The sequence below is a fragment of the Nocardioides sp. dk884 genome (assembly GCF_009557055.1).
In the GTDB taxonomy this organism is placed as follows: Bacteria; Actinomycetota; Actinomycetes; order Propionibacteriales; family Nocardioidaceae; genus Nocardioides.
Genome location: NZ_CP045649.1, coordinates 747205 through 770037, shown reverse-complemented (window position 1 = coordinate 770037; position 22833 = coordinate 747205). Strand labels below are relative to the sequence as shown.

At 70.4% G+C, this 22833-nt stretch carries 35 protein-coding genes and 1 pseudogene; 7 read left to right on the top strand and 29 right to left on the bottom strand.

Annotation, left to right across the window (positions count from 1 at the left end):
* Positions 1 to 27 precede the first annotated feature (27 nt).
* The 28 genes from rpsM to rpsJ form a co-directional block, all read right to left on the bottom strand.
* Positions 28 to 402, bottom strand: a complete 375-nt coding sequence (rpsM, locus tag GFH29_RS03785) for a 30S ribosomal protein S13 (RefSeq protein ID WP_153322112.1) — start codon at positions 400 to 402, stop codon at positions 28 to 30.
* 192 nt (positions 403 to 594) lie between these two features.
* Positions 595 to 708 (bottom strand): 50S ribosomal protein L36, encoded by a 114-nt coding sequence (gene rpmJ, locus GFH29_RS03780; RefSeq protein WP_028644817.1) that lies wholly within the window; start codon positions 706 to 708, stop codon positions 595 to 597.
* 68 nt (positions 709 to 776) lie between these two features.
* A complete protein-coding gene (gene infA, locus GFH29_RS03775) occupies positions 777 to 998 on the bottom strand; it encodes a translation initiation factor IF-1 (protein WP_011757309.1) in 222 nt (73 codons plus the stop codon).
* Between the two features lie 287 nt (positions 999 to 1285).
* Complete coding sequence (locus GFH29_RS03770) at positions 1286 to 2332, bottom strand: LLM class flavin-dependent oxidoreductase (protein WP_228387747.1); 1047 nt, start codon at positions 2330 to 2332, stop codon at positions 1286 to 1288.
* Between the two features lie 43 nt (positions 2333 to 2375).
* Complete coding sequence (gene map, locus GFH29_RS03765; protein WP_153322111.1) at positions 2376 to 3197, bottom strand: type I methionyl aminopeptidase; 822 nt, start codon at positions 3195 to 3197, stop codon at positions 2376 to 2378.
* 17 nt (positions 3198 to 3214) lie between these two features.
* A complete protein-coding gene (locus GFH29_RS03760; RefSeq protein ID WP_153322110.1) occupies positions 3215 to 3790 on the bottom strand; it encodes an adenylate kinase in 576 nt (191 codons plus the stop codon).
* Between the two features lies 1 nt (position 3791).
* The gene (gene secY / locus GFH29_RS03755; protein WP_153322109.1) at positions 3792 to 5087 is read right to left on the bottom strand and encodes a preprotein translocase subunit SecY; all 1296 of its coding nucleotides are present in this window, start codon (positions 5085 to 5087) and stop codon (positions 3792 to 3794) included.
* A gap of 196 nt (positions 5088 to 5283) precedes the next feature.
* On the bottom strand, positions 5284 to 5724 hold the full coding sequence (gene rplO, locus GFH29_RS03750) for a 50S ribosomal protein L15 (RefSeq protein WP_153322108.1): 441 nt from the start codon (positions 5722 to 5724) through the stop codon (positions 5284 to 5286).
* A gap of 1 nt (position 5725) precedes the next feature.
* Positions 5726 to 5908: a 50S ribosomal protein L30 gene (gene rpmD, locus GFH29_RS03745; RefSeq protein ID WP_122818641.1), complete on the bottom strand. Its 183-nt coding sequence runs from the start codon at positions 5906 to 5908 to the stop codon at positions 5726 to 5728.
* Positions 5908 to 6522, bottom strand: a complete 615-nt coding sequence (gene rpsE / locus GFH29_RS03740; RefSeq protein ID WP_153322107.1) for a 30S ribosomal protein S5 — start codon at positions 6520 to 6522, stop codon at positions 5908 to 5910. Before rpsE ends, rpmD begins: the two co-directional genes overlap by 1 nt.
* Before the next feature lie 37 nt (positions 6523 to 6559).
* The gene (gene rplR, locus GFH29_RS03735) at positions 6560 to 6943 is read right to left on the bottom strand and encodes a 50S ribosomal protein L18 (RefSeq protein ID WP_153322106.1); all 384 of its coding nucleotides are present in this window, start codon (positions 6941 to 6943) and stop codon (positions 6560 to 6562) included.
* Positions 6943 to 7482 (bottom strand): 50S ribosomal protein L6, encoded by a 540-nt coding sequence (rplF, locus tag GFH29_RS03730; RefSeq protein WP_153322105.1) that lies wholly within the window; start codon positions 7480 to 7482, stop codon positions 6943 to 6945. Before rplF ends, rplR begins: the two co-directional genes overlap by 1 nt.
* Before the next feature lie 28 nt (positions 7483 to 7510).
* On the bottom strand, positions 7511 to 7918 hold the full coding sequence (gene rpsH / locus GFH29_RS03725; protein WP_153322104.1) for a 30S ribosomal protein S8: 408 nt from the start codon (positions 7916 to 7918) through the stop codon (positions 7511 to 7513).
* An 85-nt stretch (positions 7919 to 8003) separates the two neighbouring features.
* Positions 8004 to 8189: a type Z 30S ribosomal protein S14 gene (locus GFH29_RS03720; RefSeq protein ID WP_011757321.1), complete on the bottom strand. Its 186-nt coding sequence runs from the start codon at positions 8187 to 8189 to the stop codon at positions 8004 to 8006.
* Position 8190: 1 nt separating this feature from the next.
* Positions 8191 to 8757: a 50S ribosomal protein L5 gene (rplE, locus tag GFH29_RS03715; RefSeq protein WP_153322103.1), complete on the bottom strand. Its 567-nt coding sequence runs from the start codon at positions 8755 to 8757 to the stop codon at positions 8191 to 8193.
* A complete protein-coding gene (gene rplX / locus GFH29_RS03710) occupies positions 8757 to 9125 on the bottom strand; it encodes a 50S ribosomal protein L24 (RefSeq protein WP_153322102.1) in 369 nt (122 codons plus the stop codon). The genes rplE and rplX overlap by 1 nt, the downstream gene beginning before the upstream one ends.
* Positions 9125 to 9493, bottom strand: coding sequence for a 50S ribosomal protein L14 (gene rplN / locus GFH29_RS03705; protein ID WP_017932847.1), 369 nt, complete (start codon positions 9491 to 9493; stop codon positions 9125 to 9127). Before rplN ends, rplX begins: the two co-directional genes overlap by 1 nt.
* Before the next feature lie 97 nt (positions 9494 to 9590).
* Positions 9591 to 9866 carry a 30S ribosomal protein S17 gene (gene rpsQ, locus GFH29_RS03700; protein WP_153322101.1) on the bottom strand — a complete coding sequence of 92 codons (276 nt, stop codon included), beginning with the start codon at positions 9864 to 9866 and terminating at the stop codon, positions 9591 to 9593.
* A complete protein-coding gene (rpmC, locus tag GFH29_RS03695) occupies positions 9863 to 10105 on the bottom strand; it encodes a 50S ribosomal protein L29 (RefSeq protein WP_153322100.1) in 243 nt (80 codons plus the stop codon). The genes rpsQ and rpmC overlap by 4 nt, the downstream gene beginning before the upstream one ends.
* The gene (rplP, locus tag GFH29_RS03690; protein ID WP_153322099.1) at positions 10105 to 10524 is read right to left on the bottom strand and encodes a 50S ribosomal protein L16; all 420 of its coding nucleotides are present in this window, start codon (positions 10522 to 10524) and stop codon (positions 10105 to 10107) included. The genes rpmC and rplP overlap by 1 nt, the downstream gene beginning before the upstream one ends.
* Positions 10525 to 10527: 3 nt before the next feature.
* Complete coding sequence (gene rpsC, locus GFH29_RS03685) at positions 10528 to 11373, bottom strand: 30S ribosomal protein S3 (RefSeq protein WP_228387746.1); 846 nt, start codon at positions 11371 to 11373, stop codon at positions 10528 to 10530.
* Complete coding sequence (rplV, locus tag GFH29_RS03680) at positions 11373 to 11798, bottom strand: 50S ribosomal protein L22 (RefSeq protein WP_153322098.1); 426 nt, start codon at positions 11796 to 11798, stop codon at positions 11373 to 11375. Before rplV ends, rpsC begins: the two co-directional genes overlap by 1 nt.
* Positions 11795 to 12076: a 30S ribosomal protein S19 gene (rpsS, locus tag GFH29_RS03675; protein WP_153322097.1), complete on the bottom strand. Its 282-nt coding sequence runs from the start codon at positions 12074 to 12076 to the stop codon at positions 11795 to 11797. The genes rplV and rpsS overlap by 4 nt, the downstream gene beginning before the upstream one ends.
* Positions 12077 to 12091: 15 nt before the next feature.
* Entirely contained in the window at positions 12092 to 12928 is an 837-nt protein-coding gene (rplB, locus tag GFH29_RS03670; RefSeq protein ID WP_153322096.1) for a 50S ribosomal protein L2, read from the bottom strand.
* Positions 12929 to 12957: 29 nt separating this feature from the next.
* Positions 12958 to 13254: a 50S ribosomal protein L23 gene (rplW, locus tag GFH29_RS03665; RefSeq protein WP_153322095.1), complete on the bottom strand. Its 297-nt coding sequence runs from the start codon at positions 13252 to 13254 to the stop codon at positions 12958 to 12960.
* Positions 13251 to 13865, bottom strand: coding sequence for a 50S ribosomal protein L4 (gene rplD, locus GFH29_RS03660; protein WP_153322094.1), 615 nt, complete (start codon positions 13863 to 13865; stop codon positions 13251 to 13253). Before rplD ends, rplW begins: the two co-directional genes overlap by 4 nt.
* A 2-nt stretch (positions 13866 to 13867) precedes the next feature.
* Positions 13868 to 14527: a 50S ribosomal protein L3 gene (gene rplC, locus GFH29_RS03655; protein WP_153322093.1), complete on the bottom strand. Its 660-nt coding sequence runs from the start codon at positions 14525 to 14527 to the stop codon at positions 13868 to 13870.
* 10 nt (positions 14528 to 14537) lie between these two features.
* Entirely contained in the window at positions 14538 to 14846 is a 309-nt protein-coding gene (rpsJ, locus tag GFH29_RS03650) for a 30S ribosomal protein S10 (RefSeq protein WP_008360994.1), read from the bottom strand.
* Between the two features lie 716 nt (positions 14847 to 15562).
* Between rpsJ and GFH29_RS03645 the strand changes: the two genes are divergently transcribed.
* The 6 genes and pseudogenes from GFH29_RS03645 to GFH29_RS03620 all read left to right on the top strand — a co-directional run bounded on the left by GFH29_RS03645 (position 15563) and on the right by GFH29_RS03620 (position 20877).
* The gene (locus GFH29_RS03645; RefSeq protein ID WP_153322092.1) at positions 15563 to 16510 is read left to right on the top strand and encodes a hypothetical protein; all 948 of its coding nucleotides are present in this window, start codon (positions 15563 to 15565) and stop codon (positions 16508 to 16510) included.
* On the top strand, positions 16507 to 17136 hold the full coding sequence (locus GFH29_RS03640; RefSeq protein ID WP_153322091.1) for a DUF4129 domain-containing protein: 630 nt from the start codon (positions 16507 to 16509) through the stop codon (positions 17134 to 17136). The genes GFH29_RS03645 and GFH29_RS03640 overlap by 4 nt, the downstream gene beginning before the upstream one ends.
* Complete coding sequence (locus tag GFH29_RS03635) at positions 17133 to 18323, top strand: DUF4350 domain-containing protein (RefSeq protein WP_153322090.1); 1191 nt, start codon at positions 17133 to 17135, stop codon at positions 18321 to 18323. The genes GFH29_RS03640 and GFH29_RS03635 overlap by 4 nt, the downstream gene beginning before the upstream one ends.
* Positions 18324 to 18331: 8 nt before the next feature.
* A pseudogene (locus GFH29_RS03630) lies at positions 18332 to 19311 on the top strand (AAA family ATPase).
* A gap of 23 nt (positions 19312 to 19334) precedes the next feature.
* Entirely contained in the window at positions 19335 to 20609 is a 1275-nt protein-coding gene (locus GFH29_RS03625) for a DUF58 domain-containing protein (RefSeq protein WP_228387745.1), read from the top strand.
* Positions 20610 to 20736: 127 nt separating this feature from the next.
* Entirely contained in the window at positions 20737 to 20877 is a 141-nt protein-coding gene (locus tag GFH29_RS03620) for a hypothetical protein (protein ID WP_153322088.1), read from the top strand.
* Positions 20878 to 21001: 124 nt separating this feature from the next.
* On the opposite strand, the gene GFH29_RS03615 is transcribed toward GFH29_RS03620, so the two are convergent.
* Positions 21002 to 21997, bottom strand: coding sequence for a stage II sporulation protein M (locus GFH29_RS03615; RefSeq protein WP_153322087.1), 996 nt, complete (start codon positions 21995 to 21997; stop codon positions 21002 to 21004).
* Positions 21998 to 22020: 23 nt separating this feature from the next.
* Here GFH29_RS03615 and GFH29_RS03610 point away from each other — a divergent pair, with 23 nt between their 5' ends.
* The gene (locus tag GFH29_RS03610) at positions 22021 to 22827 is read left to right on the top strand and encodes an RDD family protein (protein ID WP_228387744.1); all 807 of its coding nucleotides are present in this window, start codon (positions 22021 to 22023) and stop codon (positions 22825 to 22827) included.
* Positions 22828 to 22833 lie beyond the last annotated feature (6 nt).

The window sequence follows — 22833 nt, the reverse complement described above, 5'->3', positions numbered from 1 at the left end:
ATCAGTGGTTCGCCGTGAGGCGGAACGTCACTTGGCCTTCTTCTTGCCGGCAACCGTGCGCTTCGGGCCCTTGCGGGTACGAGCGTTGGTCTTGGTGCGCTGGCCACGGACGGGAAGGCCCATGCGGTGGCGGCGACCCTGGTAGCTGCCGATCTCGATCTTGCGACGGATGTCGGCCTGGACCTCGCGACGGAGGTCACCCTCGATCTTGTGGTTGGCTTCGATGGCGTCGCGGAGCTTGACCAGCTCTTCGTCGCCCAGCTCGTGGACGCGGAGGTTCGGGTTGACACCCGTCTCGGCCAGGAGGTTCTGAGCAGAGGTACGGCCGATGCCGTAGATGTAGGTGAGTGCGATCTCGATGCGCTTGTCACGCGGGAGGTCCACACCAACGAGGCGTGCCATGTCTGGCGTTGTCCCTTCGGTTGTTCGCAGAGGTTTCTGGTCGTGCCGCGCCCCCGCCCTCGTCGACGGGGCTCCGGCCCACTGCTCCGGAGGTGGCTGACGGCTGACCTGAGGATCCGGTCCGGCCGCGTAGCGGTCACGTAGTGATGTTCAGTTGTGGGGTGGTGCCGGTGGTGCGAGAGGGGTGAACCCTCAGCCCTGCCGCTGCTTGTGACGCGGGTTCTCGCAGATCACCATGACTCGGCCGTGGCGACGGATCACCTTGCACTTGTCACAGATGGCCTTGACGCTGGGCTTGACCTTCATCTGAGGTCCTTTCCGGTATCGGCTGCGCTGGTTCGCACAGTGAGCCCGCCACGATCAGTGGACGAGGCTCACTTGTACCGGTAGACGATGCGACCTCGCGTGAGGTCGTACGGGGAGAGCTCCACCACGACGCGGTCCTCGGGGAGGATCCGGATGTAGTGCTGACGCATCTTCCCGCTGATGTGGGCGAGAACCTTGTGGCCATTGCTCAGCTCGACGCGGAACATGGCATTCGGCAGGGCCTCCACGACGGTGCCCTCGATCTCGATCACGCCTTCTTTCTTCGGCATGTCCTCCACAATCTGTAGTGCTGGTGTCTACCGCTCTGTGCACCGGCGACGGCCATGGGACCGCCTCCGGGTGGCCCGGGAACCTCCCCCGACGGATGTCGCGGGTGGACCTCGTGTGGCCGCTCCTGGAACCTCTAGCCGGACAGGCCGCACCGCTCACGAGGAGCGATGTGACGCTGAACGGGCAGCCACGAGGCACCAGACAGCAGACCCACGTTGGGCCGACACGCCAGTCTAGTCAAAGCCCGGGACGAAAGACGAATCCGTGCCCGGGCACTCTCCCGGCGTCAGCCGGCGAGCAGGCGCAGGGTGGTCTCGCGGGCCGGGGCGCTCGCGGGTGCGGTGCCCTCGTGCGCGGCGGCCACCGGGTTCACCATCACCTCGTCGACGCCGTGCTCGGCGGCGAGCTCGGCGAGCCGGCGGCGGGCCGCCTCGGGCTCGTCGATCACCCAGCGGGCGGCCATCGCGTCGAGCAGGTGCTGGTGGGACTCCGGGAGCACGACCTTCTCGGCCTCCTCGACGCTGACCTGGGCCGACAGCGGCGCACCGGTGCGCAGCGAGAGCATCATCTGCAGCTGCGGCAGTGCGAGCCGGTAGGCCTCCTCCGCCGTCTCAGCGACCGAGGCGTTCACGGTCAGGAAGGTGCGCGGCGCGTCGAGCTCGGGCGAGGGCCGGAACGTCGAGCGGTAGAGCTCGAGCGCCTGGGCGGTGCCGGTGCCGGCGAAGTGGTGGGCGAAGACGTAGGGCAGGCCCTTCTCCGCCGCCAGCCGGGCGGAGTAGTCCGAGGACCCGAGCAGCCAGATGGTCGGGACCGAGGTCGCGGCCGGCGTCGCGTGCAGCACGTGGGTCCGGCCCTGCACCGAGAGCCCGACCCCGGAGGTGTCCATCATCGCGAGCACGTTGTCGACGTACTCGGGGAAACGGGAGACCGCCTCGTCACTCACTCCCCCGGCGCCGTGCCGCAGCGCCCAGGAGGTGACCGGGTCGGTGCCCGGCGCGCGGCCGATGCCCAGGTCGATGCGCCCGGGGTACGCCGCCTCGAGCAGGGCGAACTGCTCGGCGATCACCAGCGGGGCGTGGTTGGGCAGCATCACGCCGCCGGAGCCCACCCGGATGCGCTCGGTGGCGCCGGCGATCACGCCGATCAGCACCGGCGGGTTGGTCGCCGCCACCGCGGGCATGTTGTGGTGCTCGGCCACCCAGTAACGGTGGTAGCCGAGGTCGTCGGCGGTGCGGGCGAGCGCGACGCTCGCGGCGACCGCGTCGGCGGAGGACTGCTCACCGCGAACGGGCACCAGGTCGAGCACGGACAGGGTCAGACGGGGAGCACTCACCCCCGGACAACCCGCCGGCGCCTCGCGCTATTCCGCGAGCGCCTCAGTCCCGCCCGCCGTACGGCACGCCGAGCTCGGCCAGCGCGGCACGCCCGCCATCGAGGGCGGTGAGCACCCAGGCCCCCTCCGGGGTCAGGGTGAAGGTGTGCTCGAAGTGCGCGGCCCAGGCGCCGTCGGTGGTGACGACCGTCCAGTCGTCCTCGAGCACGTCGGTGTCCTTGGTGCCGAGGGTGATCATCGGCTCCACCGCGAGCGCGAGGCCGCGGACCAGCTTGGGTCCGCGACCGGCGCGCCCGAAGTTGGGCACGTTCGGCGGCAGGTGCATCTGCGAGCCGATGCCGTGGCCGACGTAGTCCTCGAGGATGCCGTAGCTGCCCTGGCTGCGCACGTGGGTCTCGATGGCGTGGGAGATGTCGGTGACCCGGCCCCCCAGCCGTGCGGCGGCGATGCCGCGCCACATGGCCTCCTCGGTCACCCGCATCAGCTCGATGACCTCGGCGGGGACCTCCCCCACGGCGACGGTGATCGCTGCGTCGCCGTGCCAGCCGTCGACGATGGCGCCGCAGTCGATGGAGATGACGTCACCCTCGGCGAGCACCCGGGACCCGGGGATGCCGTGGACCACCTCGTCGTTGACCGAGGCACAGATCGATGCCGGGAACCCGTGGTAGCCCAGGAACGACGGGGTGGCGCCCGCGCTGCGGATGCTGTCCTCCGCGATCGCGTCGAGCTCGGCGGTGCTCACGCCGGCCCGGACCGAGGAGCGCAACAGCTCCAGGGTCCGGCCGACCACCAGGCCGGCCCGACGCATCGCGTCGATCTGCTCGGGGGTCTTGATCTCCAGACCCCTGTCGAGAAAGCCCATCGCTCAGAGTGTCCCGTTCAGCTCTGCTTGATCTCGTCGAGGGCGGCGAAGAGACGACGCGTGACGTCGGCGACCTCGCCCATCCCGTCGACCTCACGCAGGATGCCGCGTGCGCGGTAGACCTCGATCAGCGGCTCGGTCTGCTCGGCGTAGACCTCCTGGCGACGACGAATGACGTCCTCGGTGTCGTCGGCACGCCCCTCGACCTGCGCGCGCTGGAGCAGGCGGCTGACGATCTCGTCCTGGTCCACGGTGAGCACCGCGACCGCGTCGAGCTCGTGGCCGGTGTGCAGGATCATCCCGTCGAGCTCCTCGACCTGGGCGAGCGTGCGCGGGTAGCCGTCGAGCAGGAAGCCCGGCTGGGCGTCGTCCTCGTCGATGCGGTTGCGGACCATGAGGTTGGTGACCTCGTCCGGGACGTACTCGCCGGCGTCCATGTAGCGCTTGGCCTCGATGCCGAGGGGGGTGCCCTCGGAGACGTTGCGCCGGAAGATGTCGCCGGTCGAGATCGCGGGGATGCCGAAGTGCTCGGCGATGTAGGTGGCCTGAGTGCCCTTACCGGCTCCGGGCGGGCCCATGATGATCAGTCGCATTTCAGCGCAGGAATCCTTCGTAGTTGCGCTGCTGGAGCTGGCTCTCGATCTGCTTCACCGTGTCGAGGGCGACGCCGACCATGATGAGGATGGACGTGCCGCCGAAGGGGAAGTTCTGGTTCGCGTCGATGAGAACCAGCGCGATCAACGGGATCAGGGAGATGATCCCGAGATAGAGCGCGCCCGGCAGTGTGATGCGGGACAGGACGTAGGACAGGTAGTCCTCGGTCGGCTTCCCGGCCCGGATCCCGGGGATGAAGCCGCCGTACTTCTTCATGTTGTCGGCCACCTCGTGCGGGTTGAAGGTGATCGACACGTAGAAGTAGGTGAAGAAGACGATGAGGAGGAAGAACGTCGCCATGTAGAGCGGGTGGCCGCCGTCGACGAAGTAGTCGCCGAGGAAGCTGACCCAGCCGGCGTCGCTGTTCTGGTTGAACTGCACCGCCATCGCGGGCAGGTACAGCAGCGAGGAGGCGAAGATGACCGGGATGATGCCGGCCTGGTTGACCTTGAGCGGGATGTAGGTCGAGCTGCCGCCGAACATCTTGCGGCCCACCATCCGGCGGGCGTACTGCACCGGGATGCGGCGCTGCGCCTGCTCGATGAAGATGACCGCGGCCATGATGACCAGTCCGACCGCGAGGACAACGCCGAAGACCCACCAGCCCTGGCTCTTGCCGACCTGCCAGAGCGCGGCCGGGAAGGTCGCGACGACCTGGCAGAAGATCAGGATCGACATGCCGTTGCCGATGCCGCGGTCGGTGATGAGCTCGCCGAGCCACATGATCACCGCGGTGCCGGCGGTCATGGTGATGACCAGGACCAGGAAGGTCGTCGTCGCGTCGCTGTGCAGCAGCGGCAGCGTGCAGCCCTGCAACAGGTTCTTGGACCGGGCGAGCGCCACGATGCCGGTCGCCTGGAGGACCGCGAGGCCGAGGGTGAGGTAGCGGGTGTACTGCGTGATCTTCGTCTGGCCCGCCTGGCCCTCCTTCTTCAGCGCTTCGAGCCGCGGGATGACCACGACGAGCAGCTGCAGGATGATGCTGGCGGTGATGTAGGGCATGATGCCCAGCGCGAAAATCGTCAGCTGGAGCAGTGCTCCGCCGGAGAAGAGGTTGATCAGGCTGTAGAGGCTGCTGTCCTCGACCTGGTTGATGCACGTCTGCACGTTGGCGACGTGGACACCCGGTGCGGGGATCTGGGAACCGGCCCGGAAGATCACGACGACCCCCAGGACGAACAGCAGCTTGCGCCGCAGGTCCGGTGTCCGGAAAGCGTTGGCGAACGCGCCTAGCACGAGACGATCCTCTTTCCTCAGCAAAAGATCAGGGCCCCTGCGCTACCGGCGAGAAGCCCCGCGAAGCCTAACAGGGAGCGTGCACAGTCAAACGGTTGACGGCGCTCTTGGTGGACGAACCGGAGGTGACGGAACGCACAGGGCGCGGCCCGGCTGCTGAGAGCAGCCCGACCGCGCCCTGGTGTGCGACAACGTGTCAGACGAGCGAGGTGGTCCCGCCGGCAGACTCGATCTTCGACTTGGCGGACGCGGAGAACGCCTGAGCGCTCACGTCGACCTTCACCGAGATCTCGCCCTGGCCGAGCACCTTGACAGGCTGGCCCTTGCGGACCGCGCCACGCGCGACGAGGTCCTCGACGGTGACGGTGCCACCCTCGGGGAAGAGCTCGTTGAGCTTGTCGAGGTTGACGACCTGGAACTCCACCTTGAAGGGGTTCTTGAACCCCTTCAGCTTGGGGAGCCGCATGTGGATCGGCATCTGGCCACCCTCGAAGGCGACCGGAACCTGGTAGCGAGCCTTGGTGCCCTTGGTACCGCGGCCCGAGGTCTTGCCCTTGGAGGCCTCACCACGACCCACGCGGGTCTTGGCGGTCTTGGCTCCGGGGGCCGGACGCAGGTGGTGCAGCTTGAGCGTCATGTCAGTCCACCTCCTCGACCGTCACCAGGTGACGGACCGTGTTGACCATGCCGCGGATCTCCGGGCGGTCTTCCTTGACGACCACGTCGCCGATCCGCTTGAGACCGAGCGTGCGCAGGGTCTCGCGCTGGTTCTTCTTCAGACCGACGAGGCCGCGGTTCTGCTGGACCTTCAGCTGGGCCATCAGGAGACACCCCCTGCCGTCGCGATGCCCTCGGCGCGAGCCTTGAGCAGGGCGGCCGGGGCCACGGACTCGACCGGAAGACCACGACGGGCCGCAACGGCCTCGGGCTCCTCCAGCATCCGCAGCGCCTCGACGGTCGCGTGGACGATGTTGATCTGGTTCGACGACCCGAGCGACTTGCTCAGGATGTCGTGGATGCCGGCGCACTCCAGCACCGCACGCACCGGGCCACCGGCGATAACACCGGTACCAGGGGCGGCAGGACGCAGCATGACGACGCCAGCCGCCTTCTCGCCCTGCACCGGGTGCGGGATGGTGCCCTGGACGCGAGGGACGCGGAAGAAAGCCTTCTTCGCCTCCTCGACGCCCTTGGCGATCGCTGCCGGGACTTCCTTGGCCTTGCCGTAGCCGACGCCGACCAGACCGTCGCCGTCACCGACGACCACGAGGGCGGTGAAGCTGAAGCGACGACCACCCTTCACGACCTTGGCGACACGGTTGATCGCAACGACGCGCTCGATGTAGGCGGTCTTGTCAGCAGCCTGGCCGCCGCGACGATCGTCGCGATTGCCTCGGCGCTCGCCACCGCGCTGTCCGCGCTGGGCTCCGCTCATGAGACTGTTCCTCTTCTCTCTCTTGCAGCTCTTGCGATCAGAAGGTCAGGCCGCCCTCGCGGGCGCCGTCGGCCAGGGCCGCGATGCGGCCGTGGTACTTGTTGCCGGCACGGTCGAAGACCACGCCGTCGACTCCGGCCGCCTTGGCGCGCTCGGCAACGAGCTCGCCGACCTTCTTCGCCTTCGCGGTCTTGTCGCCGTCGAAGGCCCGCAGGTCCGCCTCGAGCGTGGACGCCGAGACGAGGGTCTTGCCGACGAGGTCGTCGACAACCTGAGCGGACATGTGCTTGGCCGAACGGGTGACGACCAGGCGGGGACGCTCGGCGGTGCCCTGGATCTTCTTGCGACCCCGGGCCTGCCGACGCAGACGCGACTTGACGCGCGACGCGGTGTGCTTGTTGTTCGAAAGCGAGATCGCCATCACTTACCAGCCTTTCCGACCTTGCGGCGGACGTTCTCGCCGGCGTACCGGACACCCTTGCCCTTGTACGGCTCGGGCTTGCGGAGCTTGCGGATGTTGGCGGCGACCTCACCGACGAGCTGCTTGTCGATGCCCTGGACGCCGAACTTGGTGGGGCCGTCGACGGCGAAGGTGATGCCCTCCGGCGCGTCGAAGATGATCGGGTGGGAGTACCCGAGCTGGAACTCCACCTGGGTCGGAGTCTTCGGGAGGACGCGGTAACCCACGCCCACGATCTCCAGCCGCTTCTCGTAGCCGTCGGTGACACCGACGACCATGTTGTTGACCAGCGTGCGAGTCAGGCCGTGGAGGGCCTTGCTCGTGCGCTCGTCGTCGGGGCGCTTGACGTCCAGGACGCCATCACCCTTCTCGACGGTGATCGGGGCCGCCACCGTGTGGGTCAGGGTCCCCTTGGGGCCCTTGACCGTCACGACTGCGCCGTCGACCGAAACATCCACACCGGACGGGACCGGGACGGGGAGCTTGCCAATACGCGACATGCTGTCTTCTCTCCTTACGGTCTCGTCGTCACCAGACGTAGGCGAGGACTTCCCCACCCACGCCCTTCTGGTTGGCCTGTCGGTCGGTCAGCAGGCCCTGGCTGGTCGAGATGATCGCGACACCCAGGCCGCCGAGCACCTTCGGGAGACCCGTGTGCTTGGCGTAGACCCGCAGACCGGGCTTGCTGATGCGGCGCACGCCAGCGATGGAACGCTCGCGGCTGCGGCCGTACTTGAGGGTGATGGTCAGCGTCTTGCCGACCTCGCCCTCGGGAGCGTCCACGACGTCGTAGGAGGTGATGTAGCCCTCCTGCTTGAGGATGTCCGCAACGCCCTGCTTGAGCTTGCTGTAGGGCATGGACACCGAGTCGTGGTACGCCTGGTTGGCATTGCGCAGACGCGTGAGCATGTCTGCGATCGGGTCAGTCATCGTCATGGCCGTGAGGCCCTTTCTCCACCGTGGTTTCGCATCTGCACCTCAGATGCGACCTGCAGCGACTTGTGTGTGAAGTGAGGAATGGTCACCAGGAGGACTTGGTCACGCCGGGCAGCTCGCCCCGGTGCGCCATTTCCCGCAGGCAGATGCGGCAGAGCCCGAACTTGCGGTAGACGGCCTTCGGCCGGCCACAACGCTGGCAGCGGGTGTAGCCACGCACCGCGAACTTGGGCTTGCGGGCGGCCTTGACCTTGAGAGCGGTCTTCGCCATGTCAGTTCTCCTTGAACGGGAAGCCGAGCTTCTTCAGCAGGGCGCGACCCTCGTCGTCGTTGGTGGCCGTGGTGACGATGGTGATGTCCATGCCACGCGAGCGGTCGATCTTGTCCTGGTTGATCTCGTGGAACATGACCTGCTCGGTGAGACCGAAGGTGTAGTTGCCGCGACCGTCGAACTGCTTCGGGGAGAGACCGCGGAAGTCGCGGATCCGGGGCAGCGCGAGGGACAGCAGGCGGTCCAGGAACTCCCACATGCGGTCGCCACGCAGCGTGGTGTGGGCGCCGATCGGCATACCCTCACGCAGCTTGAACTGGGCGATCGACTTGCGGGCCTTGGTCACCAGCGGCTTCTGGCCGGTGATCGCGGTGAGGTCCTTGACCGCACCCTCGATCAGCTTCGAGTCGCGAGCAGCCTCGCCGACACCCATGTTGACCACGATCTTGACCAGGCCGGGCACCTGCATGACGTTCTTGATCTCGAAGTCGGACTGAAGCGCCGGGAGGATCTCCTCGCGGTACTTCACCTTCAGACGCGGCATCGCGTTCGTCTGGATCTCGGTCATCAGATTTCCTTGCCGGTCTTGCGCGAGATGCGGACGCTGCGCTGAGCGGTGTACGTCGAGCCGTCCGGACGGCGCTTGGTGACCTCGTCGCGGCGGAAGCCGATACGGGTCACGGCGTCGCCCTCGACGAGCATGACGTTCGAGACGTGGATCGGGGCCTCAGCGGTGATGATGCCACCGGTGTTGCCGGCGCGACCGCCCTGGTTCACGACCTTGGTGTGCTTCTTGACACGGTTGACGCCCTCGACGATCACCCGCTGCTCCTCACGGAGCACCTGGATGACCTTGCCTTCGGCACCCTTGTCCTTGCCAGCGATCACCTTGACGGTGTCGCCCTTCTTGATGTTGACCGACGGGTTCTTGGCCATCACAGCACCTCCGGGGCGAGCGAGATGATCTTCATGAACTTCTTCTCGCGCAGCTCGCGGCCCACGGGGCCGAAGATGCGGGTGCCGCGGGGCTCGCCGTCGTTCTTCAGAATGACGGCGGCGTTCTCGTCGAAGCGAATGTACGAACCGTCGGGACGGCGACGCTCCTTGACGGTGCGCACGATGACGGCCTTGACGACGTCACCCTTCTTCACATTGCCACCGGGGATCGCGTCCTTGACGGTCGCGACGATGACGTCGCCGATGCCGGCGTAGCGCCGACCCGAGCCACCGAGAACACGGATGCAGAGGATTTCCTTTGCACCGGTGTTGTCGGCGACCTTGAGTCGCGACTCCTGCTGGATCATTGTTTCTCCTGGTTGTCGAGCTGGTTCTCGCGGTCTCGACGGACCGCGAGCCTGGCCGAACTAGTGGGTGGGTCCTCGCCTGCGAAGGCGAAGTGACTTACTTGGCCTTCTCGAGGATCTCGATGACGCGCCAGCGCTTCGTGGCCGACAGCGGACGCGTCTCCATGAGGAGGACCCGGTCGCCGATGCCGCACGCGTTGGCCTCGTCGTGCGCCTTCAGCTTGCTGGTCTTGCGCAGCACCTTGCCGTACAGCGCGTGCTTGACGCGGTCCTCGACGGACACGACCACGGTCTTGTCCATCTTGTCGCTGACGACCAGGCCCTCGCGGACCTTGCGGGCCTTGCGGTCCGCGGTCGGGGTCTGCTCGCTCATGCGGCACCATCCTCGTTCGACTCGTTGCTGCCCGCGGCGGAGCGGATGCCGAGCTCGCGCTCGCGCACCACGGTGTAGATCCGGGCAATGTCCTTCTTGACCGCACGCAGGCGGCCGTGGCTCTCCAGCTGACCGGTGGCGGCCTGGAAGCGGAGGTTGAACAGCTCCTCCTTGGCCTCGCGGAGCTTGGCCTCCAGGTCGACGTCGTTCAGCTCGTCGAGCTCGTGAGCGTTAGCCATCAGAAGTCGCCCGCCTCTCGGGAGATGAACCGGCACTTCATCGGGAGCTTGTGCATCGCACGGCGCATGGCCTCGCGCGCGACGTCCTCGGTGACACCGGAGAGTTCGAACATGACGCGGCCGGGCTTGACGTTCGCGACCCACCACTCGGGCGAACCCTTACCGGAACCCATGCGGGTCTCGGCGGGCTTCTTGGTCAGCGGGCGGTCGGGGTAGATGTTGATCCACACCTTGCCACCACGCTTGATGTGGCGGGTCATCGCGATACGCGCCGACTCGATCTGGCGGTTGGTCACGTAGTGGCCCTCGACCGCCTGGATGCCGAAGTCGCCGAAGGCGAGCTTCGTGCCACCCTTCGCTGCACCCGTCCGCTTGGGGTGGTGCTGCTTGCGGTGCTTGACACGACGGGGCATCAGCATGGGTCAGCCCTCCTTGGGGGTCTCGGCCGAGGGGGTCGCCAGGGCGGTGTCGCCACCGGCAGGCGCTTCGGTCACGGCAGGGGCACCCTCGCCGCCACGGTCCGCACGCGTCGGACGCTCGCCGCGCGAGCCACGGCTCGGACGCTCGCCGCCACGCTGCGGACGGCCACCGCGACCGGGGACACCGGCGCGGGCGGCTGCCTGGGCCTGGCGCTCGGCACGGGTGCCGGCCACCTCGCCCTTGTAGATCCAGACCTTCACGCCGATGCGGCCGAAGGTCGTCTTGGCCTCGTAGAAGCCGTAGTCGATGTCCGCACGCAGGGTGTGCAGCGGCACGCGACCCTCGCGGTAGAACTCGGTACGCGACATCTCCGCGCCGTTGAGTCGACCCGAGCACTGGATCCGGATGCCCTTGGCACCCGAGCGCATCGTGGTCTGCATGGCCTTGCGCATGGCGCGACGGAACTGCACGCGACCGGCGAGCTGCTCGGCGACACCCTGGGCGACCAGCTGGGCGTCCATCTCGGGGCTCTTGACCTCGAGGATGTTCAGCTGGACCTGCTTGCCCGTGAGCTTCTCGAGCTCACCGCGGATGCGGTCGGCCTCGGCGCCGCGGCGGCCGATGACGATGCCCGGGCGCGCCGTGTGGATGTCCACGCGGACGCGGTCACGGGTGCGCTCGATCTCGACCTTGGCGATGCCGGCCCGCTCCATGCCCTTGGAGAGCAGCTTGCGGATGGCGACGTCCTCGCCGACGTACGACTTGTACAGCTTGTCGGCGTACCAGCGGGACTTGTGGTCCGTGGAGATACCGAGGCGGAAGCCGTTCGGGTTGATCTTCTGGCCCATCAGGCCTTCCGTCCCTTCTTCTCAGCGACCACGGCGGCCGGCTGGACCGCCAGCGTGATGTGGCTGGTGCGCTTGTTGATACGCGTCGCGCGCCCCTGGGCACGCGGACGCCAGCGCTTCATGGTCGGGCCCTCGTCGACCCGGGCGACCGAGACGACCAGGTCGCCGGCGTCGAGACCCTCAGTGGTCTCAGCGTTGGCGATGGCGCTCTCGAGCACCTTGTACACGGTCTCCGAGGCGGCCTGCGGCGCGAACTGCAGCAGCGCCAGGGCCTCGTCGACGGGGAGGCCACGAACCATGTCGACGACGCGGCGGGCCTTCATCGGGGTGATCCGCACGAAGCGGGCACTCGCGAAGGCACCCTGCTCGTCGCCGAGCAGCGACTCGCGACGGGCGCTCGTGCGCTGACGCTCAGTGGTGCTCATCGACGACGTCCCTTCCGGTCTTCCTTGACGTGCCCGCGGTAGGTGCGGGTCGGGGCGAACTCGCCCAGCTTGTGGCCGACCATCGAGTCGGTCACGAAGACCGGGACGTGCTTGCGACCGTCGTGGACCGCGATGGTGTGGCCGATCATCGAGGGGATGATCATCGACCGGCGCGACCACGTCTTGATGACGTTGTGGCTCCCCTTGTCGTTCTCGGCGTCCACCTTCTTGAGGAGGTGGCCGTCGACAAAGGGGCCCTTCTTCAGGCTGCGAGGCATCTGTCTACTTCCCTATCAGCGCTTGTTCTTGCCGGTCTTGCGACGGCGGATGATCTGGGAGTCGCTGGCCTTGCGCTTGCGCGTGCGGCCCTCGGGCTTGCCCCAGGGGGAGACGGGGTGGCGACCACCGGACGTCTTGCCCTCACCACCACCGTGCGGGTGGTCGACCGGGTTCATCACGACACCGCGGACCGTCGGGCGCTTGCCCTTCCAGCGCATACGGCCGGCCTTGCCCCAGTTGATGTTCGACTGCTCGGCGTTGCCGACCTCGCCGATGGTGGCGCGGCAGCGGACGTCCACGAAGCGCATCTCGCCCGAGGGCATACGCAGCGTGGCGCGGGAGCCCTCACGGGCGACCAGCTGGGCGCTGTTGCCCGCGGAACGGGCGATCTTCGCGCCGCCGCCGGGACGAAGCTCCACGTTGTGGATCGTCGTACCGACCGGGATGTTGCGCAGCGGGAGGTTGTTGCCGGGCTTGATGTCGGCAGTGGGGCCCGACTCGACCGGGGTGCCCTGGGTGAGGCCCTTCGGCGCGACGATGTAGCGCTTCTCGCCGTCCGCGTAGTGCAGCAGCGCGATGCGGGCGGTGCGGTTCGGGTCGTACTCGATGTGAGCGACCTTGGCCGGCACGCCGTCCTTGTCGTAGCGGCGGAAGTCGATGATGCGGTAGGCGCGCTTGTGACCGCCACCCTGGTGCCGGGTGGTGATCCGGCCCTGGTTGTTGCGGCCGCCCTTCTTGGGCAGCGGACGCGTCAGCGACTTCTCCGGAGTGGTCCGGGTGATCTCGACGAAGTCGGCCACCGAGGAGCCACGACGGCCCGGGGTGGTCGGCTTGTACTTACGGATAGCCATGTGTCTTAGTCCTCGTGATCCGGTGGCTCTCAGGCCCCGAAGATGTCGATGCGGTGGCCCTCAGCGAGCGAGACGATCGCGCGCTTGGTGTCCTTGCGCTTGCCGAGACCGGTACGGGTACGACGGGTCTTGCCGGGACGGTTGAGCGTGTTGACCGACGTGACCTTGACGTTGAACACCTTCTCGACCGCGATCTTGATCTCGGTCTTGTTCGCGTCCGGACGGACGAGGAAGGTGTACTTGTTGGCGTCGAGGAGGCTGTAGCTCTTCTCGGACACGACCGGCGCGATCAGGATGTCGCGGTGGTCCTTGTGCAGGGTGCTCACTTGGAGGCCTCCTTCGCGGTGCCGCTCACGAACGCGTCGTAGGCGCCCTTGGTGAAGACCACGTCGTCGGACGCGAGCACGTCGTAGGTGTTCAGCTGGTCAACCGCCACGATGTGCACCTTGGGGACGTTGCGCAGCGACAGCCAGGTGACGGTGTCGGCACGCTCGAGGACCACGAGGAAGCGGTTGCGCTCGGAGAGCGCGGTCAGCGCGGCGAGCGCGACCTTCGTCGACGGCTTGTCGGCGGAGATCAGGGCGTCCACGACGTGGATGCGCTCGTTGCGGGCCCGGTCGGAGAGGGCACCGCGCAGGGCGGCGGCCTTCATCTTCTTGGGGGTGCGCTGGTCGTAGTCGCGCGGCTTGGGGCCGTGCACGACGCCACCGCCGACGAACTGCGGCGCGCGGGTCGAGCCCTGGCGGGCGCGGCCGGTGCCCTTCTGCTTGTAGGGCTTGCGGCCACCACCGCGGACTTCACCGCGGCGCTTGGTGGAGTGCGTGCCCTGACGCGCAGCGGCCTGCTGGGCCACGACGACCTGGTGGATCAGGGGGATGTTGGTCTCCACGCCGAAGATCTCGGCGGGGAACTCGACCTTCACGGTCTTGGTAGCCATGCTCAGGCCTCCTGCGTCTGCTTGGCAGCCGAGCGGAGCACCACGAGACCACCCTTGGGGCCGGGAACGGCACCCTTGAGGAGGATCAGGCCCTTCTCGACGTCGACGGCGTGCACGGTGACGTTCTGGGTCGTGACGGTGTCGTGACCCATCCGGCCGGCCATGCGGACGCCCTTGAACACGCGGCCGGGCGTGGCGCAGGCGCCGATCGAGCCCGGCTTGCGGTGGTTGCGGTGAGCACCGTGGGAGGCGGAGACACCGGCGAAGCCGTGACGCTTCATGACGCCGGCGAAGCCCTTGCCCTTGCTGGTGCCGGTCACGTCGATCTCCTCGCCAGCGGCGAAGGTGTCGACGGGCAGCTCCTGGCCCACGGTGTACTCGGAGGCCGCGGTGGTCCGGATCTCGACGATGTGGCGACGGGGGGTGACCCCGGCCTTGTCGAAGTGGCCCGCCTGCGGCTTGGTGACCTTGCGGCCCTCGATCTCGCCGAACCCGATCTGGACGGCGTTGTAGCCGTCGATCTCGGGCGTGCGGACCTGGGTGACCACGTTGGTGTTCGCGGCGATCACGGTCACGGGGACGACGCGGTTGTTCTCGTCCCAGACCTGGGTCATGCCGAGCTTCGCGCCCAGCAGTCCCTTGGCATTGCGTTCGAAAGTCATGTCCGGAACCTCAGAGCTTGATCTCGATGTCGACGCCGGCAGGCAGGTCGAGGCGCATGAGCGAGTCGACGGTCTTCGGCGTGGGGTCGATGATGTCGATGAGGCGCTTGTGAGTGCGCATCTCGAAGTGCTCGCGAGAGTCCTTGTACTTGTGGGGCGAGCGGATGACGCAGTACACGTTCTTCTCGGTCGGCAGCGGCACCGGGCCGGCGACCTTGGCACCCGTGCGGGTGACCGTGTCCACGATCTTGCGTGCCGAGGTGTCGATCACCTCGTGGTCATAGGCCTTGAGCCTGATGCGGATCTTCTGTCCCGCCATAGGTCTCTCTCGTCCTTCTACTCATCTGCCGCGTGCATGTCCGGAACGTCCCCCGGTTTGGGTCTGTCCCGCCCTGATGCTCACCACCTGTCGACCCCTGGCCGACCCCCGCGGTCGGGCGTGTCGCCCAGTGGGGGCGCAACACGAGACCGGGGTCTCACTTATTCATAGTGGTGCCCGACGGTTCGTCAGGCTGATCGGGTCTCCTCGGATGCGGACGCATGCCGACCACCGAGCTCACACTCCTTGCGAAGCGGGGAGACGCGATTCAGTAGTCAAGCTTGTTTTGCCGCACCCCGTCGGACCCGTCGGAGCAACCGGATCATCTTGGCAGACTTCAGGCACGGGACCAAATCGAACGTCGACCGTGCGCGGGCGCCCCACAGGAGGAGGCTCAGACGGCCCGCAAGGCCGCCACTCTACGCGTCCGGCACCGGTCGGCCTGACAGGATGACACGCACGGCGCGCCCCGGACCGCGGGACCGATGCCGAGTCGACGCTGACGGGGGTAGCAGGAGATGTCGGGACCCGAGGACGTGCCGCCAGGCGGCGCCGGACCGCACCCGGGCGGGCAGGCCCCGCCCCCGGGGTGGGCGCCCGCACCCCCGTCGTACGCCGCGGCGCCGGGGACCTGGCAGACCGCTCCCCCGAGCTACGGTCCACCGCCCCCGGGACACTGGGGCCCGCCGCCCCCGGGGAACTGGGCCCCGCCGGCGGTGCACAAGCCCGGCATCGTCGCGCTGCGCCCGCTGGGGCTCGGCGACCTCTACGACGGCGCGTTCCGCGCGATCCGCCACAACGCCGGCGCCACGGTCGGCGCCTCGGTGCTGGTCGCTGCTCTCGCGATGGCGATCCCCGTGCTGGTGACCACGGTGCTGGGCGCCACGGGCGGGCTCGCGAGCGGCCTCTCGGGGGACCCCACCGATGCCGGGAGCGCGGCGTCGACGGCTGCTGCCGCGCTGGCGTTCGGCTCCCTCGGCCTCGCCACCCTGCTGCAGGGCCTCGGCACGATCCTGGTGACCGCCATGGTCGCCCGGGTGGTCGGGGCTGCGGTCGTGGGGCGCACGATGACGCTGGCCGAGGCCTGGGCGGAGACCCGTGGCCGGCGCTGGCGCCTGCTCGGCCTCGCCGCGCTGCTGGCGATCGGGTTCACCCTCCTCATCGGCGCCTACGTCCTCGCGTGGGTGCTGCTGGCGTTCGCCGCCGACCTGGTCGTGCTGCTCCTCTTCGGGCTGGTGAGCGTGCCGGCGTTCCTCGCCCTGCTCGTCTGGCTGTGGGTGCGGGTGGCCCTGCTGCCTGCGACCGTGCTCAGCCTCGAGAACGTCTCGGTGCTCGGCGCGATCGCCCGGGGCCGGCGCCTGACCCTCGGCCACTTCTGGCGGGTGCTGGGCATCGCCCTGCTGACAGTGGTCATCACCCAGGTGGTGGGCGGCGTGCTGTCGATCCCGGTCGGGATCGTCGGGGAGGTCGTGCTGCTCGCCGTCGACCCGTCCTATGAGGTCGTGGTGCTGGTGCTCAGCCAGGCCGTGGCCACGGTCGTGGCCGCCGCCTTCGTCACCCCGTTCATGACCGCCGTGACCGCCCTGCAGTACGTCGACCTGCGCATCCGCCAGGAGGCCTTCGACGTCGAGCTGCTCGCCCGCACGCGGCCCGCCGCCCGGTGACCCCTCCGGCCGGTGCCGCTCGCGCGGTCCTCAGCCCCCTGGACCCCTCGCCCGAGGAGGCCCGGGAGCTGGTGCGTCGTGAGCTCCTCCGCTCGGAGTACCACGACCGCGACCTCATCGAGCGCCTGCTGACCTGGGTCGAGCGCCAGCTGGGCACGGTGGCCGACGCCGCGTCCGCGGCGCCACCGCTGTCGACGCTCGCGGCCATGCTGGTGCTGCTGGCGCTGGTCCTGGCCCTGGGGTGGCTGCTGTCCCGCGCCCGACGCTCGGCGCGGGTGCGCCCGAGCGGCGCCGCGGTCCTCACCGACGAGCCGCTCACCGCCGCCGACCTCCGCGCTCGGGCGCGGGCGGCCCACGCCGCCGGGCGTCACGAGGACGCCGTCGTCGATGGCTTCCGCGCGATCGCGCTGGCCCAGCTCGAACGCGACGAGCTCGCCGCAGCGCCGGGACGCACCGCCCACGAGGTCGCCGAGGCGCTGGCGGTGCGCCACCCCGGCCGAGCGGCGCAGGCCCGCGAGGCCGGGCTGCTCTTCGACCTGGTGCGCTACGGCGACCGGTCGGCGAGCCCCGCGGCGGCGGCCGTCCTCGCGCTCGACGCCGACCTCGCGGGGGTGGCCGCGCGATGAGCACCACGCCCGCTCCCCCGGCCACCGCCGCCGCCCCCGCGGCCCGGTCCCGGCGCCTCACCTGGCTGCTCGTGGCGATCGGCCTGCTCGTGGCGGTCGCCGTCGCGGTCCTGCTCGGTGACGGCGCCCGCAGCGCCGAGCCGCTCGACCCCGACAACCCCGACCCCCAGGGCGCCCAGGCGCTCGCGCGGGTCCTGGACCGCGAGGGCGTCGAGGTCGTCGTCGCCCGCGGCGCCGACGACCTCGAGGCCATCCGCGTCGATGCCGCGACCACGGTGCTGCTCAGCCGGCCCGACCTGCTCGGCCGCGAGAGCACCGACCGACTGGTGGTCCATGCCCGGGACGCACGGCTCGTCGTGGCCGGCGCCGGTCCGGGGGCCCTGTCGGCGCTCGGCGTCGAGGCCGAGTCCAGCAGCCTGCCGCCCAGCCTCGACACGGAGGCGGCCTGCACGGTCCCCGATCTCGCCGACCACCTCGACGGACTGCGCCTGGAGGTCGACGACGCGCGCGGCCACGACCTCCCCGGCTGCTTCGGCACCCCGAGCCTCACCGACGAGGGCAGCACCACGGGCACGGTGATCTCCCAGGCCCGCCCCGGGCTGGTCCTGGTCGGCGCACCCGACCTGCTGAGCAACGAGCAGGTGCTGCGCGCCGACAACGCCGCCATCGCCCTGCGCCTGCTCGGCCGCGAGCCTCGCCTGGTGTGGTACGTGCCGTCCCTCGACGACCTCGGCGCCGAAGACGGGGTCGCCCTGGGCACGCTGCTGCCGCGCTGGGTGGGCCCCGGGCTCTTCCTGGTGCTGCTCAGCGTCCTCGCGCTCATGCTCTGGCGCGGTCGCCGTCTCGGCCCGCTGGCCACCGAGCCGCTTCCGGTCGTCGTCCGCGCCAGCGAGACCGTGCACAGCCGCGGGCGGCTCTACCGCCGCTCGGGGGACCGCGCCCACGCCGCGCAGGCGCTGCGCGAGGCCACCCGGACGGCTCTGGCGCGGCGCCTGCACCTGAGCGCCGGGCCCGGCGGCGTACCGCTCGAGGAGCTGGTGCGCCTCGTCGCCCGGGAGGGCGGCCGACCCGAGGCCGACGTCGACGCGCTGATCGGCCCGCACGCGCCCGCCCCCACCACCGACCACGACCTGATCACCCTGGCCGGCGCGCTGGCCACGCTCGAGGAAGAGGTACGCCGCCCGTGACCACACCCATGGACCAGGCCCGCACGACCACCCCCACCGCGGAGGAGGCCCGGGCCCGGCTCGGTGCCGTGCGCACCGAGGTCGCCAAGGCCGTCGTCGGCCAGGACGCGGCGGTCTCCGGCCTGCTGGTCGCGCTCCTGTGCGGCGGCCACGTGCTGATGGAGGGGGTCCCGGGGACCGCCAAGACCCTGCTCGTCCGCTCGCTGGCCGGCGCCCTCGACGTCGACACCCGGCGGGTGCAGTTCACCCCCGACCTGATGCCGGGCGACATCACCGGGTCGATGGTGATCGACGGCCAGCGCGGCGAGCTGACCTTCCGCGAGGGCCCGGTCTTCACCCACCTGCTGCTCGCCGACGAGATCAACCGGACCCCGCCGAAGACGCAGTCCGCGCTGCTGGAGGCGATGGAGGAGGGGCAGGTCTCCGTCGACGGGACCACGCACCGCCTGCCGGTGCCGTTCCTCGTCGCCGCGACCCAGAACCCGGTCGAGCACGAGGGCACCTACCCGCTGCCGGAGGCGCAGCTGGACCGGTTCCTGCTCAAGGTCGTGCTGCCGGTGCCCGAGCGCGACGACGAGCTGGAGATCCTGCGCCGCCACGCGACGGGGTTCGACCCGCGCGACGTCGCCGGCGCGGGGGTGCGCGCGGTGGCGGGCGCCGCGGACGTGCTGGCCGGGCGCGGGCCGTGGCGGCGGTGCAGGTGGCCCCCGAGATCCTGGCCTACGTCGTGGACATCGCCCGGGCGACGCGGCGCCTGCCGTCGCTCAGCCTCGGCGTCAGCCCACGCGGCGCGACCGCCCTGCTGCACGCGGCGCGGGCCTGGGCGTGGTTGACCGGCCGGGACTTCGTGACCCCCGACGACGTCAAGGCGCTCGCCCACGCCACGCTCGCGCACCGCCTGGGGCTGCGCCCCGAGGCCGAGCTCGAGGGCGTCGAGGTCGGCCAGGTGCTGACCGCCGCGCTCGACGGCGTACCGGTCCCCCGCTGAGCGCCGTGGTCCTCACCGGGCGCGTGCCCCTCCTCCTGCTGCTGGGTCTGCTCCCGGTGGTGCTGCGGCCCGCGGCGTCGACGCCGTGGCTGTGGCTGCTGCTCGTCGTCGTGCTCTGCGGCGTCGACGCCCTGCTCGCCGTCCGGCCCCAGGCCGTCGAGGCGGTGCGCGGGCCGGTCCCCGGCGTACGACTGGAGACGCCGAGCGTGAGCGAGCTGCTGGTGCTCAACCCCACCCGCAGGACGCTGCGCGGGGTGGTGCGCGACGCCTGGGTGCCGAGCGCGGGTGCCCGCGACAACCGACACCGGGTGCAGGTCGCGCCGGGTGGGCGGACCCTGCTGCGCACCCCGCTCCTCCCCCGGCGCCGTGGCGACCTGCGTGCCGTGGGCGTGACCGTGCGCAGCCTCGGCCCGCTCGGCCTCGCCGGGCGCCAGCACACGCACCCGGTGCCGGGCGCCCTGCGCGCGCTGCCGCCGTTCGCCTCCCGCCGGCACCTGCCCTCGCGCCTGGCCCGCCTCCGCGAGCTCGACGGACGCTCGGCGGTGCGGGTGCGCGGCCAGGGCACCGAGTTCGACTCGCTGCGGGAGTACGTCCGCGGCGACGACGTACGTGCCATCGACTGGCGCGCCTCGAGCCGCAGCCGGCACGTGGTCGTGCGCACCTGGCAGCCCGAGCGGCACCGGCGCGTCGTCCTGGTGCTGGACACCTCCCGCACCTCCGCGGCCCGCGTCGGCGACGTCCCCCGGCTGGACTCCGCGATGGACGCCGCCCTGCTCCTGGCGGCGATCGCGGCGCGTGCGGGCGACCGGGTCGACCTGGTCGCCGGAGACCGGCAGGTGCGGGCCCGGCTGCGCACCGACGGGGCGCGCGACCTCGTCGCCCGGTTGCAGGACACCCTGGCCGACCTCCAGCCGGTGCTGGCCGAGGCCGACTGGCCGGGGCTGGCCGGTGCCGTGGCCGCGCTGGGTCGTCAGCGGGCGCTCGTGGTGCTGCTGACGCCGCTGGAGCCCGCCGCGGTCGAGGCGGGCCTGCTGCCCGTGCTGCCCGCGCTGACGCGTCACCACCGCGTCGTCGTCGCCTCCGTGCGCGACCCGGCGCTCGACGCGCTCGGCGCCGCGCGCACGACCGTCGAGGAGGTGTACGACGCGGCGGCCGCCGCCCAGGTGATCGCCCGGCGCGACCGCACGGCGGCGCTGCTGCGCGCGCTCGGCGTCGACCTGGTCGACGCCGAGCCCGACCGGCTCCCCCCGGCGCTGGCCGACCACTATCTCTCGCTCAAGGCACGCGGGCTGCTGTGAGCGGGCGAGCGGTCAGGGCCGAAGAGCCGCTCGATACCATCGAGGCGGACACCCCCCGCCCCACCATCTCGAGGCAGCCGTGCGCTCCGCCGCGACCTCGGCGCCGCCCCCGGAGGAACAGACCCCGATGGACGCACTCCTGCTCATCGCCGACGGCAGCACCTCGGCGACCGACAACCCCGGCCTGCACACCCTGATCCTGGGGCTGATCATGGTGGTGGGCACGGCCGTGGCCATCTGGCTCTTCTCCCGCATGGGCGGCCGCTGACCCCCGCCCCCTCTTCGCCGAGTCGGCGCCAATGGTTGCGCGAGTCGGCGCCAATGGCGCCGACTCGGCGCACCATCCGAGCCGACTCGGCGCACCATTCGAGCCGACTCGGCGAAGGGGTCCATCAGGCCTGGGTGGCGACCCGGTCCTCGAGGAGCGAGGCGTCGAGGTCCCCGGTGTGTCCCTGCGCCGCTGCGGCGCGACCGAGCACGAAGACGTAGGCGAGGAAGGCCGCCTCGGCCAGGATGCCGATCGCCAGGCGTGCCCAGGTGGGCAGGCCCGAGGGGGTCACGAACGCCTCGATCACCCCGCTCACGAGCAACACGAGCACCAGGCCCAGCGCGACCGTGCCGGCCGTGCGCCCCTCGCGGGCGAGCGACTGGCTGCGGGTCAGCTCGCCGGGCTCCACCCAGGCCCAGAAGAGCCGCAGCCCGACGCCGCCGGCGACGAAGACGGCCGTCAGCTCCAGCAGCCCGTGCGGGAGCAGCAGGCCCCAGAAGTGCTGACCGTGCTCGTGGCGGTGCATCACCGAGCCGATGATCGCGAGGTTCGCGATGTTGGTGAACAGCAGATAGACCACGGGCAGCCCGAGCACCCCGAGCGCGAGGCACAGCCCGGTGACCCAGGCGTTGTTGATCCAGACCTGGGCGGCGAAGTGGCTGGCGGCGTACTCGCTGTAGTAGCCCTCGAAGTCCTCGTGGACCAGCTGGTCCACCTCACCCGGACTGAGCAGGCTCTGCTCGACCGTCGGGTGGCCGAGCAGCCACAGCATCATCACCGCGGTCACGACGACGTTGGCGGCCAGGCAGCCCAGCCACCACCAGCGCAGCCGGTACAGCGCCGCCGGGAACCGGGCGGTGAGGAAGCCACCCACGGCGCGCCACGAGCCGGTGCGGGTGCCGACGATGCGGCCGCGCGCCCGCGCCAGGAGAGAGGACAGGTGCGCGATCAGGCCCGGATCGGGCGCCGTGGTGCGTACGACGGACAGATGCGTCGCGACCTGCTGATAGAGCTCCACCAGCTCGTCGCCCTCGGCGCCGGAGAGCCGGCGCCGACCGAGCAACGCCTCCAGGCGACGCCACGACTGGGCGTGGGCGAGCACATAGGCGTCCAGGTCCACGGCGCCACCCTAGTCTGGACGCCGTGACCGCCCACGAGCCCGCGATGCTCACCGCCGACGATCTCGTCACCGGCGAGGCGGTGGCCCTCGACCTGCCGCCGGCCAGCCTCGCGCTGCGGCTGGCGTCGGGGCTGATCGATGTCTGCCTCACGGCACTGCTGCTGGTGGTCGTGGCACTGGTCGCGATGACCGCGACCCTGCGCACCGACGCCGCGCTCGCCTGGGTGGCCTTCATCGGGACGCTGGTCACGGTGCTGGTCGTGGTGCCGACCGCGACCGAGACGCTCACCCGCGGACGCTCGCTCGGCAAGTGGGCGCTGGGCCTGCGCACCGTCCGCGACGACGCCGGCCCGATCTCCTTCCAGCACGCGTTCGTCCGCGCACTGCTGGGCGTGGTGGAGGTCTACGCCTTCTCCGGCGCCCCGGCGTTCCTCTCCGCCCTGGTGAGCGATCGGGGCAAGCGTCTCGGGGACCACGCGGCCGGGACCTACGTCGTGCGCGAGCGGGTGCGCCTCCACCTGCCGGCGCCGCCGGTGCTGCCCCCCGCACTCGCGGGGTGGGCACACACCGCGGACATCAGACCGCTGCCAACCGGGCTCGCCCTGGCCGTGCGGCAGTACCTCGGCCGCGCCGGCACCCTGGCGCCCGACGCGCGGGCCGAGGTCGGCGAGCAGCTCGCGCAGGAGGTGCTCGGGCTGGTCGCGCCACCACCGCCGCCGGGCACCGCACCCGAGGCGTTCCTCGCGGCGGTGGTCGCCATCCGCCGGGAGCGCGACACGGAGCGCCTCGCCCGCGAAGCGGCGCTTCGCCAGCGCCTGACCGGGCGCTGAGCGAGA

Coding starts and splice junctions, on each gene's coding strand:
- rplE (WP_153322103.1), bottom strand. CDS start 8,757: ATGACCGAGATCCAGACGAACGCGATGCCGCGTCTGAAGGTGAAGTAC.
- GFH29_RS03620 (WP_153322088.1), top strand. CDS start 20,737: ATGGACGCACTCCTGCTCATCGCCGACGGCAGCACCTCGGCGACCGAC.
- rplF (WP_153322105.1), bottom strand. CDS start 7,482: ATGTCGCGTATTGGCAAGCTCCCCGTCCCGGTCCCGTCCGGTGTGGAT.
- rplB (WP_153322096.1), bottom strand. CDS start 12,928: ATGGCTATCCGTAAGTACAAGCCGACCACCCCGGGCCGTCGTGGCTCC.
- rpmD (WP_122818641.1), bottom strand. CDS start 5,908: ATGGCCCAGCTGAAGGTCCAGCAGAACCGCGGCCTCGTCGGTCTGAAG.
- rpsJ (WP_008360994.1), bottom strand. CDS start 14,846: ATGGCGGGACAGAAGATCCGCATCAGGCTCAAGGCCTATGACCACGAG.
- rpmC (WP_153322100.1), bottom strand. CDS start 10,105: ATGGCTAACGCTCACGAGCTCGACGAGCTGAACGACGTCGACCTGGAG.
- rplX (WP_153322102.1), bottom strand. CDS start 9,125: ATGGCCAAGAACCCGTCGGTCAACATCAAGAAGGGCGACACCGTCAAG.
- rpsH (WP_153322104.1), bottom strand. CDS start 7,918: ATGACGATGACTGACCCGATCGCAGACATGCTCACGCGTCTGCGCAAT.
- GFH29_RS03635 (WP_153322090.1), top strand. CDS start 17,133: ATGAGCACCACGCCCGCTCCCCCGGCCACCGCCGCCGCCCCCGCGGCC.
- rpsS (WP_153322097.1), bottom strand. CDS start 12,076: ATGCCTCGCAGCCTGAAGAAGGGCCCCTTTGTCGACGGCCACCTCCTC.
- rplP (WP_153322099.1), bottom strand. CDS start 10,524: ATGCTGATGCCCCGTCGTGTCAAGCACCGCAAGCAGCACCACCCCAAG.
- rpsM (WP_153322112.1), bottom strand. CDS start 402: ATGGCACGCCTCGTTGGTGTGGACCTCCCGCGTGACAAGCGCATCGAG.
- map (WP_153322111.1), bottom strand. CDS start 3,197: ATGGGCTTTCTCGACAGGGGTCTGGAGATCAAGACCCCCGAGCAGATC.
- rplC (WP_153322093.1), bottom strand. CDS start 14,527: ATGACTTTCGAACGCAATGCCAAGGGACTGCTGGGCGCGAAGCTCGGC.
- GFH29_RS03760 (WP_153322110.1), bottom strand. CDS start 3,790: ATGCGACTGATCATCATGGGCCCGCCCGGAGCCGGTAAGGGCACTCAG.
- rpmJ (WP_028644817.1), bottom strand. CDS start 708: ATGAAGGTCAAGCCCAGCGTCAAGGCCATCTGTGACAAGTGCAAGGTG.
- rplD (WP_153322094.1), bottom strand. CDS start 13,865: ATGGCTACCAAGACCGTGAAGGTCGAGTTCCCCGCCGAGATCTTCGGC.
- rplV (WP_153322098.1), bottom strand. CDS start 11,798: ATGAGCACCACTGAGCGTCAGCGCACGAGCGCCCGTCGCGAGTCGCTG.
- rplN (WP_017932847.1), bottom strand. CDS start 9,493: ATGATCCAGCAGGAGTCGCGACTCAAGGTCGCCGACAACACCGGTGCA.
- rpsC (WP_228387746.1), bottom strand. CDS start 11,373: ATGGGCCAGAAGATCAACCCGAACGGCTTCCGCCTCGGTATCTCCACG.
- rplO (WP_153322108.1), bottom strand. CDS start 5,724: ATGACGCTCAAGCTGCACCACCTGCGTCCGGCCCCCGGAGCCAAGACC.
- infA (WP_011757309.1), bottom strand. CDS start 998: ATGCCGAAGAAAGAAGGCGTGATCGAGATCGAGGGCACCGTCGTGGAG.
- rpsE (WP_153322107.1), bottom strand. CDS start 6,522: ATGAGCGGAGCCCAGCGCGGACAGCGCGGTGGCGAGCGCCGAGGCAAT.
- GFH29_RS03720 (WP_011757321.1), bottom strand. CDS start 8,189: ATGGCGAAGACCGCTCTCAAGGTCAAGGCCGCCCGCAAGCCCAAGTTC.
- rpsQ (WP_153322101.1), bottom strand. CDS start 9,866: ATGAGCGAGCAGACCCCGACCGCGGACCGCAAGGCCCGCAAGGTCCGC.
- rplR (WP_153322106.1), bottom strand. CDS start 6,943: ATGGCGATCTCGCTTTCGAACAACAAGCACACCGCGTCGCGCGTCAAG.